At 41.5% G+C, this 15,310-nt stretch carries 15 protein-coding genes and 1 riboswitch; of the genes, 4 read left to right on the top strand and 11 right to left on the bottom strand.

Translation table 11 applies throughout. The features are described from left to right. Positions 1–97 precede the first annotated feature (97 nt). The 4 genes from D8847_RS07405 to D8847_RS07385 form a co-directional block, all read right to left on the bottom strand. The gene (locus D8847_RS07405; protein WP_125841148.1) at positions 98–1,840 is read right to left on the bottom strand and encodes an ABC transporter ATP-binding protein; all 1,743 of its coding nucleotides are present in this window, start codon (positions 1,838–1,840) and stop codon (positions 98–100) included. After that, positions 1,830–3,575, bottom strand: coding sequence for an ABC transporter ATP-binding protein (locus D8847_RS07400; RefSeq protein WP_125841147.1), 1,746 nt, complete (start codon positions 3,573–3,575; stop codon positions 1,830–1,832). The genes D8847_RS07405 and D8847_RS07400 overlap by 11 nt, the downstream gene beginning before the upstream one ends. A 253-nt stretch (positions 3,576–3,828) precedes the next feature. After that, positions 3,829–4,464, bottom strand: coding sequence for a DUF421 domain-containing protein (locus D8847_RS07390; RefSeq protein ID WP_033606255.1), 636 nt, complete (start codon positions 4,462–4,464; stop codon positions 3,829–3,831). After that, complete coding sequence (locus D8847_RS07385) at positions 4,461–4,916, bottom strand: DUF3290 family protein (protein WP_078238140.1); 456 nt, start codon at positions 4,914–4,916, stop codon at positions 4,461–4,463. Before D8847_RS07385 ends, D8847_RS07390 begins: the two co-directional genes overlap by 4 nt. Before the next feature lie 135 nt (positions 4,917–5,051). Here D8847_RS07385 and D8847_RS07380 point away from each other — a divergent pair, with 135 nt between their 5' ends. The 4 genes from D8847_RS07380 (at position 5,052) to D8847_RS07365 (ending at position 8,716) form a co-directional block, all read left to right on the top strand. Then, positions 5,052–5,879 (top strand): exodeoxyribonuclease III, encoded by an 828-nt coding sequence (locus D8847_RS07380; RefSeq protein WP_125841146.1) that lies wholly within the window; start codon positions 5,052–5,054, stop codon positions 5,877–5,879. A gap of 11 nt (positions 5,880–5,890) precedes the next feature. Continuing rightward, the gene (locus D8847_RS07375) at positions 5,891–6,277 is read left to right on the top strand and encodes a bleomycin resistance protein (protein WP_125841145.1); all 387 of its coding nucleotides are present in this window, start codon (positions 5,891–5,893) and stop codon (positions 6,275–6,277) included. A gap of 132 nt (positions 6,278–6,409) precedes the next feature. Beyond that, positions 6,410–6,505: riboswitch (purine riboswitch) on the top strand. Positions 6,506–6,872: 367 nt separating this feature from the next. Then, positions 6,873–7,454 carry a xanthine phosphoribosyltransferase gene (locus tag D8847_RS07370; RefSeq protein WP_125841144.1) on the top strand — a complete coding sequence of 194 codons (582 nt, stop codon included), beginning with the start codon at positions 6,873–6,875 and terminating at the stop codon, positions 7,452–7,454. Continuing rightward, the gene (locus tag D8847_RS07365; RefSeq protein WP_125841143.1) at positions 7,454–8,716 is read left to right on the top strand and encodes a nucleobase:cation symporter-2 family protein; all 1,263 of its coding nucleotides are present in this window, start codon (positions 7,454–7,456) and stop codon (positions 8,714–8,716) included. The genes D8847_RS07370 and D8847_RS07365 overlap by 1 nt, the downstream gene beginning before the upstream one ends. Positions 8,717–8,762: 46 nt before the next feature. On the opposite strand, the gene D8847_RS07360 is transcribed toward D8847_RS07365, so the two are convergent. The 7 genes from D8847_RS07360 to D8847_RS07330 all read right to left on the bottom strand — a co-directional run bounded on the left by D8847_RS07360 (position 8,763) and on the right by D8847_RS07330 (position 15,204). Continuing rightward, positions 8,763–9,668, bottom strand: a complete 906-nt coding sequence (locus tag D8847_RS07360) for a type II restriction endonuclease (protein ID WP_125841142.1) — start codon at positions 9,666–9,668, stop codon at positions 8,763–8,765. Positions 9,669–9,682: 14 nt separating this feature from the next. Continuing rightward, entirely contained in the window at positions 9,683–10,255 is a 573-nt protein-coding gene (locus D8847_RS07355) for a PD-(D/E)XK nuclease superfamily protein (protein WP_049488228.1), read from the bottom strand. Then, entirely contained in the window at positions 10,248–11,015 is a 768-nt protein-coding gene (locus D8847_RS07350; protein ID WP_049488313.1) for a DNA-methyltransferase, read from the bottom strand. Before D8847_RS07350 ends, D8847_RS07355 begins: the two co-directional genes overlap by 8 nt. Positions 11,016–11,040: 25 nt before the next feature. After that, positions 11,041–11,895, bottom strand: coding sequence for a DNA adenine methylase (locus tag D8847_RS07345; RefSeq protein WP_125841141.1), 855 nt, complete (start codon positions 11,893–11,895; stop codon positions 11,041–11,043). Positions 11,896–12,051: 156 nt separating this feature from the next. Next, the gene (locus D8847_RS07340; protein ID WP_125841140.1) at positions 12,052–12,456 is read right to left on the bottom strand and encodes a PaaI family thioesterase; all 405 of its coding nucleotides are present in this window, start codon (positions 12,454–12,456) and stop codon (positions 12,052–12,054) included. Between the two features lie 69 nt (positions 12,457–12,525). Beyond that, on the bottom strand, positions 12,526–14,007 hold the full coding sequence (locus D8847_RS07335; protein WP_125841139.1) for a UDP-glucose--hexose-1-phosphate uridylyltransferase: 1,482 nt from the start codon (positions 14,005–14,007) through the stop codon (positions 12,526–12,528). 18 nt (positions 14,008–14,025) lie between these two features. Further along, positions 14,026–15,204, bottom strand: a complete 1,179-nt coding sequence (locus D8847_RS07330) for a galactokinase (RefSeq protein ID WP_125841138.1) — start codon at positions 15,202–15,204, stop codon at positions 14,026–14,028. Between the last annotated feature and the right edge of the window lie 106 nt (positions 15,205–15,310).

The following is a 15,310-nucleotide window of genomic DNA, read 5'->3' as shown; positions in this document are numbered from 1 at the left end:
CTCCTTTGTTTTTATTATACTATTTGTCAACATTTTTCATTATACCACAAAATGGAAAAGGCGGTGCAAGAAATCTGTAATTTAGAGGAATTCTTCTTTAGGTAAGAGCCCCTGCCTGCAAACTATACATCTTGTGATAGGTTCCTCCCAAGGCCAAGAGTTCCTCATGGGTTCCACTCTCAATGATGCGTCCCTTGTCCAAAACATAAATGCAGTTGGCGTCCTGGATGGTCGAAAGGCGGTGGGCGATGGCAATGGTCGTCCGCCCCTGTCTCATCTTGGCTAGGGAATCTTGAACCAAACTTTCTGTTTCAGAGTCAATATTGGCTGTCGCTTCATCCAAAATCAAGATTTTAGGCTGACTAGCAACTGTTCTAGCAAAGGCAAGAAGCTGACGCTGGCCAGTAGAAAAGCTCGAACCACGCTCGGAAACGGGGGCATCATAACCCAGCGGAAGATCCTGAATAAAGGAATCTGCATCAACAAAGGCAGCCGCAGCCTGGACCTCTTCATCACTAATGTCTTGATACATGGCAATATTGGACTTGATGGTTCCATGATAGAGGAAGGGATCCTGTAAGACTAGACCGATGTTCTTTCTCAGCTCTTCCTGACTGTAGTTCCTGATATCCACACCACCCAAGAGAACGCGGCCTGACTGAAATTCATAAAAGCGCATGAGGACATTGATGATAGAGGATTTCCCTGAACCTGTATGCCCTACAAAGGCAATGGTTTCACCCTTCTTAACTGAAAAGGAAATATCATCCAGGATCGGATGTTTACCATCATATGAGAAACACACATGTTCAAAACGGATATTGCCTTCTTGGACTTTGGCTGGTCCATTTTCTTGAAGAGGCTCATAGGTCTTCTCGTCAATCAAGGCAAAGACACGGCCTGCAGACACCATGGACGTTTGAAGAGTTGAAAAGTTTTGCGTCACCTCAATCAAGGGATCAAAGAGACGGTTGATGTACTGGATAAAGGCATACATGGTTCCGGCCGTTATCCCAATAGAAAGACCACGGTAACCAAAGTAGGCCATCAAAACTGTGTAGCCTAGGAGTTTCAGCAAACTCATGGCAGGTCTTAAAAAGAGGGCATCCAAGGCTACAGAACGGTTGGCATAGACCAAGTGTTCTTGGTTAATCTCATCAAATTCTGCTTGCAGGCGCTTCTCTTGATTAAAGGCCTGGATAATCCTGATTCCCTCGATATTCTCTGCCAGCTTACTATTGATATCCGACAAGAGACTTCTGGTTTTTTCGATGATTTTCACTGATTTTTTCCGATAGAGATTGACCAAAAGGAAAATCAAGGGAAGAAAGAGCAAGACTAAAGCTGTCAAACGAAAATCCAGCATCAACATGGTATACAGGGTTGTCAGAAAGATGAAAACTGCTGAGATAAAGCTGGATAGAATCCCTGAAAACATATCACTGATGGTCTCGGTATCATTGGTCAAACGAGAGACGATGGAACCTGCTGGCGTCTTGTCAAAATAAGACATGCCCAGTTTCTCCATATTAGCAAAGGTATCGCGACGAATATCTCTGACAATACTGTAGGACACCCGCGCAAAGAGAAGATTGCCGATATACTGAACCAGAGTTTGTAGGATATAGAGGCCATAGTAGGCCAGCAAAACGGTCACGGCCAGTTGGTTAAGATTGCTGAGGTACTGGTCGATAAAGTGGGAAGCTACAAGGGGAATGACACTTTTAATTACCGTCGTCGCTAGGAGAAAACTGAGTGCCAAAAAGGTCAGGAGTCCATAGGGCTTGAGATAGGACGTCAAGCGCTTCAATACAGCCCATTGTTCTTTCTTATTCTGCATCTTCTTCTCCTTTCATTTCCAACTGCTGAGACTGGTAGGTTTGGGCATACCAGCCACCCAGGGCTAGCAAGTCTTCGTGCCTGCCCCGTTCGATAATTTGACCATTTTGTAGAACCAAGATCAAATCTGCATGGACAACTGCACTGAGGCGATGAGCCGTGATAATGGTTGTCTTGTCTTTGCGAGTCTCCTTGAGATTGTCGATAATCGCATACTCTGTCTTGGCATCCACGGCGGACAAGGAATCATCCAGAATCAAGATATCAGGGTCTAAAATCATAGCCCGACTCATAGCCAGACGTTGCTTTTGACCACCTGATAGACTAACTCCTTTTTCACCGATCAACGTATCAAATCCCTGAGGCATGGCTACAATATCTTGGTAAACTTGGGCTAGCTTAGTCGCTTCCTCGACCGTTGAAAGGGGCAAGTTAGGATTGCCAAAGCGGATATTGTCTAAAATCGAAGTCGCAAAGAGGAACTGGTCCTGAGGAACATAGCCCATGAGACTGCGAAGGTCTGTCAGACGATAGTCCCGAATATCGTGACCGTTTAGGTAAATGGCACCCTTATCAACATCGTATTCACGCAAGAGGAGTTTGATCAAGGACGTTTTCCCAGAACCTGTCTGCCCGACCAAGCCTAGGGTTTGCCCTTTTTCCAGACTAAAGTGAATATCCGTCAGTGTCTCCTCATTTTCAAAGGCAAAACTATCAATATCGTACTCCAAGCGTCCATTTTCAATACCATCCAGAGGAAACTCAGGGTCTTGTACAGGTGATTCCTGAGACAAAAGATTTTCAATCCGTTGGTAAGAAACCTTTCCTCGCTGAGTGATATTAAAGAGGAAGCCAATGGCCATAAGAGGCCAGACCAACATATCCAAATAGCTGATAAAAGTGACCAAATTCCCAACCGTTATCTGTCCTTCCTGAACCATCAAGGAACCGACCAAAAGGGTTAAGACATAGGATGAACCAACAAACAAGAGAACCATGGGGTCAAAGAGACTATCGTATTTCATGGTTTGGAGGTTCTTTTGAAAGGTCAATTCATTAACTTCCTGAAAGGAATCCAGCTCGTCCGCCTGATGACCAAAAGATTTGGTCACTTTTATACCTGATACAGACTCCTGCACCTTGTTATTGAGTTCGGAAAAGGCTGCTTGTGACTCGCCAAAGGCCTTGTGGGTCTTTCTCCCTAGACGACTAGTCGCATAAGCCATGAAAGGTAGGGGAAGAATGGCAACTAGCGTCATCTGCCACGAAATGCTAAAGAGCATGGTCAGCAAGGTCACCAGAGCCGTGATAGAGGCATCCACCGCAGACATAACACCGCCACCTGCGAGACGAGTTAAGGCATTGATATCATTTGTAGCGTGTGCCATCAGATCACCAGTCCGATAGGTCTGATAAAAGGCTGGCGACATTTTTGTGAAATGCTCAAACAAGCGAGACCTCATGATCTGCCCCAAACGATAGGAAGTTCCAAGGATATACATACGCCAAACATAGCGCAGATAGTACATCCCAAAGGCTGCCAGCAGTAGATAAANTAGATTAAGAAGGAGGTCCTGCTGGGTTAATTTCCCCGACGTAATGGCATCAATCACCCGTCCCATGACCATGGGGGGAATGAGATTGAGGACGGAAACCAAGACCAAGGCCACAATTCCGACTAGGTAACGGCGCTTTTCTAACTTGAAAAACCACCAGAGTTTTTGAATAATGGACATAAAATCCCTTTCTGATTGCAAATGGAAACCTGAGGCCAAGACTCAATGAAAATCAAAGAGCAAACTAGGAAACTAGCCGCAGGCTGCTCAAAGCATTGCTTTGAGGTTGTAGATAGAACTGACGAAGTCAGCTCAAAACACTGTTTTGAGGTTGCAGATAGAACTGACGAAGTCAGTAACATATACATACGGCAAGGCGACGTTGACGCAGTTTGAATTTGATTTTTGAAGAGTACAAGACCCCAGGTTTTTCTTATTCATAAGTTACGACTGAGACGACACCCTTGTCATACTCAGCGATAAAGATATTGGCCACATTGTCATGCCCTTGTTTGCTGAGATTATCAAGCAACCACTCTTCGCTACGGTCAATATATTCCAAAACATCGACTTGGATCACACCGTCAGTCACAACTGGATACTTAGGATTTTCATCTCCCATTTGGACCACGATGAGTTGGCCATTTTGCTCATGCACAGCGCGTTTGACCTGTTTCATCTGGAAAATTCCTTGGCTACGAAGTTTGAGAGCAACTTCTGCTGCAGACAAACCAACTGAACGACAGGCTTCTGGGTCAATCTGCCCATTTTTGATAAGGAGAGTTGGTTTTCCATCAATCAAGCGTTTGACAAAACGAACATTGTTATTGAGCCACTTGAGGGTCAAGACCAAAATCGTCCACATCATCAAAATCACTGCGTACTGCAGAATGCTGATTGAACTATTGTAAATCACCCCACCGATGATACCACCAAGAACATAGTTCTGAATTTGGTCTGTAGCAGAGTTAGGTGCTAGATTCCCCTTTCCTGTCACATTAATAACAAAAACAAGAGAGAAAAGACCCAAGGCCAGTTTGATTAAAATTTCCATATAATTGAGTGTCATTTGTTTACCTCCACCAATTCAATAGCGTCTGTTTGATTCAATTCTAATTTCTCTAAAAGATACTTGTCTGGTTGGCTCCCGTTCATGGCGCGGTAGAAATTTGGACCTACCTTGACAAGCGCTCCATCCGTATCTGCAGAAGTATTGACATAAACTTCTGATTTATCCACTCCCAAGTCTTTGGAAACAAGCTCGATGAAATGAAGGGAGGTTTGAAATTGGTTGTTAGAGGCTTGATTGGTCTGGTATTTTGAGATTGTCACCAAAAGCATGACCACCAAGGTCAAGGCCAAAATCATGACCAATTCCCGAAACTTAGTCCCCTTTTTATCTCGATAGGCTTTAAAAGCAAAAAATCCTGTGATAGCTAGGAGAACAATTCCAAAGCCAATCATGATGCCATTTTGCTGACTGATTTGGCTAAGTACATAGTCATATGAGTAAAATTTCATTTATTTTCATCTCCCTTTCATAAAATCATTCTTACATTATAAACAAAAGAGGGTGATTTTTCAAACCATACGTTGGGGAAATGGACCTTTTTTTGGTATAATAAAATCTATAATCTGAATGAAAAAGGTAACCTTATGAAACTCATCTCATGGAATATTGATTCCCTCAATGCAGCCCTAACGAGCGACTCAGCTCGTGCAAAATTGTCCCAAGAAGTCCTACAAACCTTGGTAGTCGAAAATGCTGATATTATCGCTATCCAGGAAACCAAGCTTTCTGCCAAGGGCCCTACAAAGAAACACCTAGAAGTACTTGAAGAACTCTTCCCAGGTTATGAAAACACTTGGCGTTCCTCTCAAGAACCTGCCCGCAAAGGCTACGCTGGAACCATGTTCCTTTATAAGAAAGAACTCACGCCAACGATTAGCTTCCCAGAAATCGGTGCCCCTTCTACCATGGACTTGGAAGGCCGCATCATTACGCTGGAATTTGACGACTTCTTCGTCACTCAGGTCTATACGCCCAATGCTGGCGATGGTCTTAAACGCTTGGAAGAGCGCCAAGTCTGGGATGTCAAATACGCTGAGTATTTGGCTCAACTAGACAAAGAAAAACCAGTCCTTGCGACGGGTGACTACAACGTAGCCCACAAGGAAATCGACCTTGCAAACCCTGCCAGCAACCGCCGTTCACCTGGATTTACAGACGAAGAACGTGTTGGTTTTACCAACCTCTTGGAAACTGGATTTACTGACACCTTCCGCCACATTCACGGTGATGTCCCTGAGCGTTATACCTGGTGGGCGCAGCGAAGCAAGACTTCTAAAATCAACAATACAGGCTGGAGAATCGACTACTGGCTGACCAGCAACCGAGTGGCTGACAAGGTAACTAAGTCTGATATGATTGACTCTGGTGCGCGCCAAGACCACACACCCATTGTCATGGAGATTGAACTCTAAGGAGAAAACGAATGGACTATCAAGCTGTCATTCCTGAATTTGTAGTATCTGACATCGAAAAATCACGCCACTTCTACTGCGACCTGCTAGGATTCTCTGTCGAANACGAGCGTCCAGAGGAGAAATTTCTCTTCCTCTCGCTTGAAGACTGCCAACTTATGCTAGAAGAAGGCAGCACAGAAGAATTAGCCCAACTAACCTATCCTTTCGGGCGCGGTGTCAATATTTCCTTTGGCATTGAAGATGTCCCTCAGCTCCACCAAAAACTGCTGGAAGCTGACTATCCTATCCATCGTCCGCTGACCAAAAGAGAATTTCGAGTGGGAGATAGCTTTATATATCCCCATGAATTTGCGATTTTGGATCCTGATGGTTATTTTTTAAGATTTAGCGAATAGAATATTCGAAACCTACAATACTGTATCGTCTTGTAGGTTTCTGTTTGTTCGCTTTTTTCATCTAAACGCCAACAAAATATTTGATTTCTAAAGTTATTTAGTGTAAAATAATAACATTAACGCTTGGACGTTTTATTATAGTACCATTTTACTTGTTTATGTCGTGAATTGGCACGACGTTTCTACAAGGTGCCGGAACACCTAACAATGAGTATGTCAGCTGAAGGTATGGTTTTGGCCATGCCTATTTTGGGGACTTACTTAGGGGATTAGGTAGGTCCTTTTAAATATTTTTATTAAAGCACGCCTTTAAGTGTAAACTAAATATTTTTAATATTTCCCTTAATTAGTGCGGACGGGAGCAACTTCCTTCGGAATTTCATCCCTAATTTTTGAGCCAAAAGTCTCAAAAATCCCGTCATAGACAATAACAAGATTATTGTCTATGATACCACTACGGCGGGAAATATTTGATAAAACTCGCTTCGCTCGTACTAGTTTTATCATTTTATCAAATATATAGCACTAGCAAACGGGATCACTATAGAAACATTTAAACAACAAGTAATTTGACTTTTAGACTTTAGGAGGTCTTATGAAATTATTAGAAGAGCGCATCCTTGAGGATGGGCATATCTTGGGTGACAACATCCTCAAGGTGGATTCCTTTTTAACCCACCAAGTTGACTTTAGCTTGATGCGAGAGATTGGTAAGGTATTTGCGGAAAAATTCGCTTCTGCTGGCATTACCAAGGTCGTAACCATTGAAGCGTCAGGCATTGCCCCAGCCGTTTTTACAGCTGAAGCCTTAGATGTCCCTATGATTTTCGCCAAGAAAGCTAAGAACATCACCATGAACGAAGGCATCTTAACTGCTGAGGTTTACTCCTTTACCAAGCAGGTGACCAGCACGGTTTCCATCGCTGGGAAATTCCTCTCACCTGAGGACAAGGTCTTGATTATCGATGATTTCCTAGCAAATGGACAAGCTGCCAAAGGCTTGATTCAAATCATCGAACAAGCTGGTGCCACAGTCGAAGCTATCGGTATCGTGATTGAAAAATCCTTCCAGGATGGTCGTGATTTGCTTGAGAAAGCTGGCTATCCAGTTCTATCACTCGCTCGTTTGGAACGTTTTGAAAACGGTCAGGTCGTATTTAAGGAGGCAGATCTCTAATGCAAAAACAAGAAAAACACTCGCAAGCAGCCGTTCTTGGCTTACAGCACTTACTAGCCATGTACTCAGGTTCTATCCTGGTTCCTATCATGATTGCGACAGCTCTTGGCTATTCAGCTGAACAGTTGACCTACCTAATCTCCACAGATATCTTCATGTGTGGGGTGGCCACCTTCCTCCAACTCCAACTCAATAAATACTTTGGAATTGGACTACCAGTCGTTCTTGGAGTTGCTTTCCAGTCCGTCGCTCCTTTGATTATGATTGGTCAAAGTCACGGTAGCGGAGCTATGTTTGGTGCCCTTATCGTTTCAGGGATTTATGTAGTTCTGATTTCAGGCATTTTCTCAAAAGTAGCCAATCTTTTCCCCTCTATCGTAACAGGCTCTGTTATTACGACCATCGGACTAACCTTGATTCCTGTCGCTATTGGAAATATGGGAAATAACGTTCCAGAGCCAACTGGTCAAAGTCTCTTGCTTGCAGCCATCACTGTTCTGTTCATCCTCTTGATCAACATTTTTACCAAAGGCTTTATCAAGTCGATTTCGATTTTGATTGGCTTGGTTGTTGGGACTGCTATTGCCGCTACCATGGGCTTAGTAGACTTCTCTCCAGTCTCTGCAGCTCCACTCGTTCACATTCCAACTCCATTTTACTTCGGCGCTCCAACTTTTGAAATCTCTTCTATCGTCATGATGTGTATCATCGCAACGGTTTCCATGGTGGAGTCGACTGGTGTTTACCTAGCCTTGTCAGATATTACCAATGACCCAATCGACAGCACGCGCCTTCGCAACGGTTACCGCGCAGAAGGTTTGGCCGTACTTCTCGGAGGAATCTTTAACACCTTCCCTTATACAGGATTTTCACAAAACGTTGGCTTGGTAAAATTGTCTGGTATCAAGACTCGTCTGCCAATCTATTATGCAGCTGGTTTCCTAGTCCTCCTTGGACTCCTACCTAAGTTTGGTGCCCTTGCCCAAATCATTCCAAGTCCTGTTCTTGGTGGTGCTATGCTGGTGATGTTTGGTTTTGTTTCCCTTCAAGGGATGCAAATCCTAGCCCGCGTTGACTTTGCTAACAATGAACACAACTTCCTTATCGCAGCTGTATCAATCGCTGCAGGTGTCGGACTCAACAACAGTAATCTCTTTGTCAGCATGCCGACAGCCTTCCAAATGTTCTTCTCAAACGGAATCGTCGTAGCCAGCTTACTGGCCATTGTCCTCAATGCAGTATTAAACCGGAAGAAGAAATAAGAAAAAGAGGTGTGAGCCTCTTTTTTGTGTAGCTAATGAGCAATCATTATAAAAATAAATCAGCTAAAAATCCTTCTCTTAACATCTCTAAATTAAATACATTCGTAATATGACTAAATGCTTCTGCTAATGGTAAGTGTGCTGTTTTCCATCCTTGACCATCAGTAACCCAAACAAATTCAACATCGTCATCTGAAGTAATAACAAATTGACTGAGTTCAGTAAACTCTCCAGCAACCGCTTTTAATTTACTTCCTCCGCCGCCATAATAATTTGTTTCAATCAACCAAACCTTATGTTTTTCTCGGGAATAAACTGCAACATCAAATCTTCTCTCAGACTTATCAACAGGTACTTTAATCCCCCACTTATCTTTAATATATTGAGCTGTAGCTTGAGCTTTCCATTCTAATCTTTGTTCCTGAGAAATTTTTGCTACATGTCTCTCTAAAATCCCCTCCATGGTTGTTCCACTTCGATTTTTTCGTGCATTGCTATCTAATCCAGTCTCCACTCCATAAACATAATCAACTAATGAACGATTAGCATGTTGTTGTAAAAAATTTAATAAACCGGATTGCTCAATAAATTTCATGTAATCATCTATTCTACTAGTGTCTATCGTTTTGAAATCCAATTGTTCAAAAGACATATTATCGTTTTCATCTATTGTTAAAACATCTAAAACTTTATCACGACTTGCAATTAGGCTAGGAATAGCTTTTAACAAATTAGGTTGTCTAGTGAATAAACGTAGAGCTTCTGAATAAATATCATCTTTACCAATTAAGTAGTTCAAAGTATTCAACTCTAGTTCATACTTCTTTGTCTCACGGTCAACTTTCTTCCAATTCACATAGTACTCTGGAGTTCTGTTAGTAATTGAGAGAGTATTTAAAAAATTTTGTAATCTATCTTCTGATGATGAAGAAATGTAAGTATTAAAATCCATAATTCACCTTGTAATTAAAATAAACCAAAAAATGTCATGTCGTATTCATCAAGCATTATTTTGATGCCATCCCCTCGTAACATTTCAAAAGTATCACGATATTTATCTTGACCAAAAAAACTTTTATTTCCAACAAATATGAATTGCACAGAAAATGGTTCACCCTCTTGCACACTATCTAACAAACGTTGATAAATACGTCTTTTATTGCCAAAGCCCAGTAGTTTTTCATCAACACTTCCTTCGCTTTCCTGCCATTTTTTCTCAACTATATAAACTGTATGATTTTCAAAATTTATAAATACTTCATCTGGTTTCCATTGTTTAGAATTGGTATTCTTAATCCCTAATTCTTTCAAAAAATCATAAAATCTATATTGAGGCATAATTTTACCAATGATTTCTTCTTCCCCAACTCTAAAAACTTCAAAGCCTTTTGTTGCTTTTCTATCTTTGAAATCTATTTCTTTAACTTCATATCCTGGAAGGGAATCTACTAATTCCGAAAAATCAGTATCTCTTTCAAATTTCAAACCATTAGTCGTCGTTTTGGCTCCTCCTCCATGTTTATTTGGTTTTCTAGCCATAGTTTTCCTCCTCTAATCTTCTTCTAGCTATCTTCAAATATTCTTTTTCAGCATCGATACCTATAAATCTTCTACCTAATCGCTTTGCAACAACACCCGTAGTACCACTGCCAACAAATGGATCTAAAATATAGTCTCCTTCTTTAGTAGATGCTAAAATAATACGTTCCAGTAAATATTCTGGTTTTTGTGTTGGATGCTTCCCAGCCCATTTTTCAGCTTTTTTCGTCAACGCTCCTGTCCAAACATCTTTCATTTGTTTACCATCATTCAGCTCTTTCATCAAATCGTAATTATAATAATGGCGAGCTTTTTTATCGTTTTTTCTTGCCCATAAAATAGTTTCAGTAGAATGAGTAAAATAACGACAAGATAAATTGGGTGCAGGGTTTGTTTTCTGCCANGTAATATTATTTAGAATTTTAAAACCTTCTTGCTCTAATGCCATTCCAACTGAGTAAATATTATGTAAACTCCCCGAAATCCAAATAGTCCCATTAGGCTTCAAAACTTCTTTTGCTAAACGAATCCATTTACGATTGAATTCGTGCTTTTCCTCAAAGGAAGAAATCTTATCCCAGTCACCTTTATCTACAGATACAACCTGTCCCCCAGAATTTGATATACCACCGTTACTCAAAAAATATGGAGGATCAGCAAAGATCATGTCCATGCTTTCTGGTTTCATTTTCGATAATAACTTAAACGTATCTGCATGAACAAGAATCATTTTATCTTTATTATAGTATGGTTTTGTCATTAAAACACCTCCATACTTATATTCGTTATTTTTCATAATTTGTGACTATAATTTCAGAAATTTTTCCTCGACTCGAAGATTTTGCTCCATTAGTTCGGTTAGCTTCAACATAATGGATATTAAAATCTCGATACAACTCCTCTACCAAAAAACTAGAGGAGTTTGACAACATAACATAAGCCCCTGCATCACTCAATTTTTTAAAGGTATCTCTTAATCTTACTTGATCATCATATGAAAACCCCTCATGAGTGTAGGAAGTAAAGGCACTTGTCTCTGACAATGGAATATACGGGGGATCAAAATATACAAAATCCCCTGGTTGAACATCCAAAACAGCCTTTTCAAAATCTCCTTTTTTAATTTCTATTTGATTATTATTCAGATAAGTTGAAATAGCAGATACCAAATTCTCATCAACAATTTTAGGATTTTTATAACGACCATAAGGTACATTAAACTGATTCTTAGAATTCACACGATATAAACCATTAAAGTCTACTCTCAACATATAGAGAATACGTGCTGCCCTTTGTACTTCAGACATCATATCTATTCTTTCATCACGATCAGCAGAACGTAAATCTAAATAATATTCTTTTGAATTATATTCCTGATGAACTTTCAAAATTTCAATCAATTCTTGATGATTGTCCTTAATTTGTTGATAGCAATTTATTAGTTCAGCGTTAAAATCATTAATAACTGCATCTTTAGGAGCTAAATCAAAAAATAAAGCTCCACCTCCAACAAAAGGTTCGAAATACCTGTTATAGGTTTTAGGCATTAATTCTCTAATAACAGGCAATAATTGTCTTTTACCACCTGTCCATTTCGTGAACGGTTGTAAAGTAATTTCCTTTATTTCTTTTATCTTCATGCTTTTAATTATACCATAGAAATTAAAACACAACTCTTGTATTTTCTACCACATTACTAAATTTTCTATTTTAGAATTAAATCATATCAATATCAAAAAATGAGTAAGGCAAATTTTATAAATTCCAAAATTCACCTCACTCTATTAAATTACTCTTTATATCCTCACCTGTCTGTCTTCTGACCGCTGGCCTGTGACAAACATGGTAAAGGTGGCTTTGCAGACATTTCTACCCTCTTGATTGGTGATATCAACATCTACCACACAGGTTGTGCGTCCATGATGGACACATTCTCCTTTAATGGTCAGCACATCGTCGCGTTTTCCTGCCTTGAGGTAGTTGATAGAGGACTGAAGCGTCACTCCATCAAGCCCTAGTGAAATGACCACCAAACCACTAATCTGGTCACAAAGGGTAAAGAGATAGCCACCATGGGCATTGCCATAGTAGTTGAGCGACGAGTTCACTACTTTCGTCGTCACCACAACATGACCATCTCTCATTTTTTCTATTTCGTAATTTTCAAAAGCAGATATAGCGTCAAAATGCAAATCTTTCATCGTTTCCTCCTGATAGTTCAAACGACACTATGATACTACTTTTTATAGGACTGTGCAAGGAGAAAGCTCCTAGTCTGGCAAAATTCCAACCTGCTCTACAAAGCGCATAAAGGCTGCCTGTCCTTGTTCCGTCTGCTTGTAAACCCCTGCGTCCTCCAAAACACGCGCAAAGATAGCACCCACAGAGTCCTTGACGATTTCAAGGGCTTTTTCTTTATCCGCTAGGTCTGGATGTTGGGCTTTGAGCTGGTCTGCCCATTCCTGATGATAGTCTGCAACTGCTTCATCATCTCCTACAAGATAGCTGGCGACTTGCTCCACTTCTGCTTTCAGGCGTGGTGGCAAGATAGCCAAACCCATGACCTCAATCAAGCCGATATTTTCCTTCTTGATATGTTGGACATCCTTGTGGGGATGATAGATGCCATCAGGATGCTCTGGCGATGTCTGATTGTCTCGCAAGACCAAGTCCAACTCAAACTGTCCATCGCGTTTACGGGCAATGGGTGTGATGGTGTGATGCGGTGTCCCGTCTGTCTCTGCCAAAATTTGCACTGCAGGATCTGAATACTGACGCCATTCCTGCAATATCTTATCAGCCAAGTTGATCAAATCCTCTTTAGAATCAGAGGCCAAACGTAGCACTGACATTGGCCACTTGACAATCCCAGCCTTGACCTGGTCAAATCCAGCAAATCGAAAAGTCTTTTGTAAGGGAGCCAATTCCATAGGAAACACGTGACGGCCTCCTTGATAGTGATCATGAGTCAGAATAGAGCCTCCCACGATTGGCAGGTCGGCATTAGAGCCTGCAAAATAGCCCGGAAACTGTTCTACGATCGCCAGCAGACGCTCAAAACTCTGACGACTAATGACCATCGGACGATGCTGGCCGTCTAAGAAAATACAGTGCTCATTAAAATAAGCATAAGGCGAATACTGGAAGCCCCACTCCTGACCTGCCATTTCAAAACGGATAATGCGGTGATTGCTACGAGCTGGATGGTTAACTCGACCATGATAACCTTCGTTCTCTAGACAGAGTTGACACTGAGGATAATTGCTAACTTGCACCAACTTAGCCGCAGCAATCTCCTTAGGATCCTTTTCAGGTTTAGAGAGATTGATGGTAATCTCAAGTTCTCCGTAGTCAGATGGAACACGATAAGCAATATTTTTTGCAATGGCCTTAAGTTTGATGTAGTCGTTTTTCTGGCTGAGCTGGTAAAAATCTGCAATTGCTTGCTCGGGAGACTGGACGTAAGTTCCCCAAAAGTTACGATTAACCTGACTTGGACAAGGGGTTACTAAGTCCATCAGTTCCGCACCGAGGATTTCACGCGCAGCCTGACTATCCTCAATCGTCTCTAATCGAACGGCTTCCTCAACCAACTGGTCTTTGAGGTCAATCAACTTATCTAGATCAGTCTCAACTTCCAAAACACCTTCGCCCACTCGTGCCAAAATACGATTGGTCAGGTAGATTCGATCCATTTCCTCAAATGCACTTTCAGCAATAACGTGTGTTACAAATTTATCTACTAAGGTCACTATAGAGCCTCCTTTTGACTAATCAAGGACGCGAGTGCCACCTGCAACTTCAGCGATATAGAAGCTTGGAGCGTATCCAACGACTTCTTCGTAGTGCTTGCCAACAGTTTCCTTAAAGGCCTCAACAGTATCTTTTTGCACCAAGGCAATGGCACAGCCACCAAAACCTGCTCCTGTCATACGAGCACCAAGAACACCTTCTTGAGCCCAAGCTGTGTGAACAAGAGTATCCAATTCCAAGCCAGTTACTTCGTAATCATGCTCCAGAGAAACGTGTGACGCATTCATCAAGCGACCAAATGTTTCCAAATCACCTGCTTGAAGGGCTGCTTGAGCTTTAAGGGTACGTTGATTTTCAAGCACAGCATGGCGAGCACGTTTCAAACGATTTTCGTCTTTAATCAGATAGCTGTATTGGTCAAAGGCCCATTCGTCCAATTCACCCAGGGTCTGAATATCCAAGGCAACTTGCAATTCTTCTACTGCTTTTTCACACTCAGCACGGCGTTCATTGTACTTAGAGTCTGCTAGTTCACGACGTTTGTTGGTATTCATGATGACAACGACATTGTCCTTCAAATCAAGCGGCACCAAGTCATATTCTAACGTATTGGTATCGAGGTAAATAGCACGTTGGTCAGCACCCATACCGATAGCAAACTGGTCCATGATACCAGAGTTGACTCCGATAAAGTTATTTTCCGTTTGTTTTCCGATTTTAACCAAATCCAAACGGTCTAGTTTTAAATCAAAGAGATACTCTGCCACAACACCAGTCAAGAGTTCCAAGGACGCTGATGATGACAAACCTGAACCATTTGGGATATTCCCAAAGACATAAAAATCAAAACCTTTGTCAATGACATGTCCAGCTTCTTGCAAGAAATGAAGAACCCCTTTTGGATAGTTGGTCCAGCTGTGCTCTTTTTCAAATTTGAGGTCAGCAAGAGGCACTTCGATGATACCATTGTCCTCAAAGTTGGCTGAGTAGAAACGCAAGACTTGGTCGTCACGCTTGCGAGCTGCACCGTATGTCCCCAAAGAAATAGCTGCTGGGAAAACATGTCCACCATTGTAATCCGTGTGTTCACCAATCAAATTGATACGGCCTGGTGAAAAGAAAGTTTGGTCTGCTTCTTGACCAAAAACGGCAAGAAAGTCTTTGCGAAGGGCTTCAGCAGTAAGATGTTGTGTCATGTAAATTCTCCTTTGACTGTTCGTTAAGTCATCTTAACGTGTAATCGTTTTCTTCTATTGTATCCAAGGGATTTGCCAAGGTCAATCCTTTTTACTAAACTTTTAC

Source organism: Streptococcus mitis (assembly GCF_003942795.1).
Lineage (GTDB): Bacteria > Bacillota > Bacilli > Lactobacillales > Streptococcaceae > Streptococcus > Streptococcus mitis_BJ.
Note: the sequence above shows the minus strand (reverse complement) of the source record. Positions and strands in the feature narration are given on the sequence as shown.

Excerpts from the sequence above, each read along its gene's own strand:
- D8847_RS07405 (WP_125841148.1), bottom strand. The coding sequence starts at position 1,840 with ATGCAGAATAAGAAAGAACAATGGGCTGTATTGAAGCGCTTGACGTCC.
- D8847_RS07390 (WP_033606255.1), bottom strand. The coding sequence starts at position 4,464 with ATGACACTCAATTATATGGAAATTTTAATCAAACTGGCCTTGGGTCTT.
- D8847_RS07385 (WP_078238140.1), bottom strand. The coding sequence starts at position 4,916 with ATGAAATTTTACTCATATGACTATGTACTTAGCCAAATCAGTCAGCAA.
- D8847_RS07380 (WP_125841146.1), top strand. The coding sequence starts at position 5,052 with ATGAAACTCATCTCATGGAATATTGATTCCCTCAATGCAGCCCTAACG.
- D8847_RS07370 (WP_125841144.1), top strand. The coding sequence starts at position 6,873 with ATGAAATTATTAGAAGAGCGCATCCTTGAGGATGGGCATATCTTGGGT.
- D8847_RS07365 (WP_125841143.1), top strand. The coding sequence starts at position 7,454 with ATGCAAAAACAAGAAAAACACTCGCAAGCAGCCGTTCTTGGCTTACAG.
- D8847_RS07360 (WP_125841142.1), bottom strand. The coding sequence starts at position 9,668 with ATGGATTTTAATACTTACATTTCTTCATCATCAGAAGATAGATTACAA.
- D8847_RS07355 (WP_049488228.1), bottom strand. The coding sequence starts at position 10,255 with ATGGCTAGAAAACCAAATAAACATGGAGGAGGAGCCAAAACGACGACT.
- D8847_RS07345 (WP_125841141.1), bottom strand. The coding sequence starts at position 11,895 with ATGAAGATAAAAGAAATAAAGGAAATTACTTTACAACCGTTCACGAAA.
- D8847_RS07340 (WP_125841140.1), bottom strand. The coding sequence starts at position 12,456 with ATGAAAGATTTGCATTTTGACGCTATATCTGCTTTTGAAAATTACGAA.
- D8847_RS07330 (WP_125841138.1), bottom strand. The coding sequence starts at position 15,204 with ATGACACAACATCTTACTGCTGAAGCCCTTCGCAAAGACTTTCTTGCC.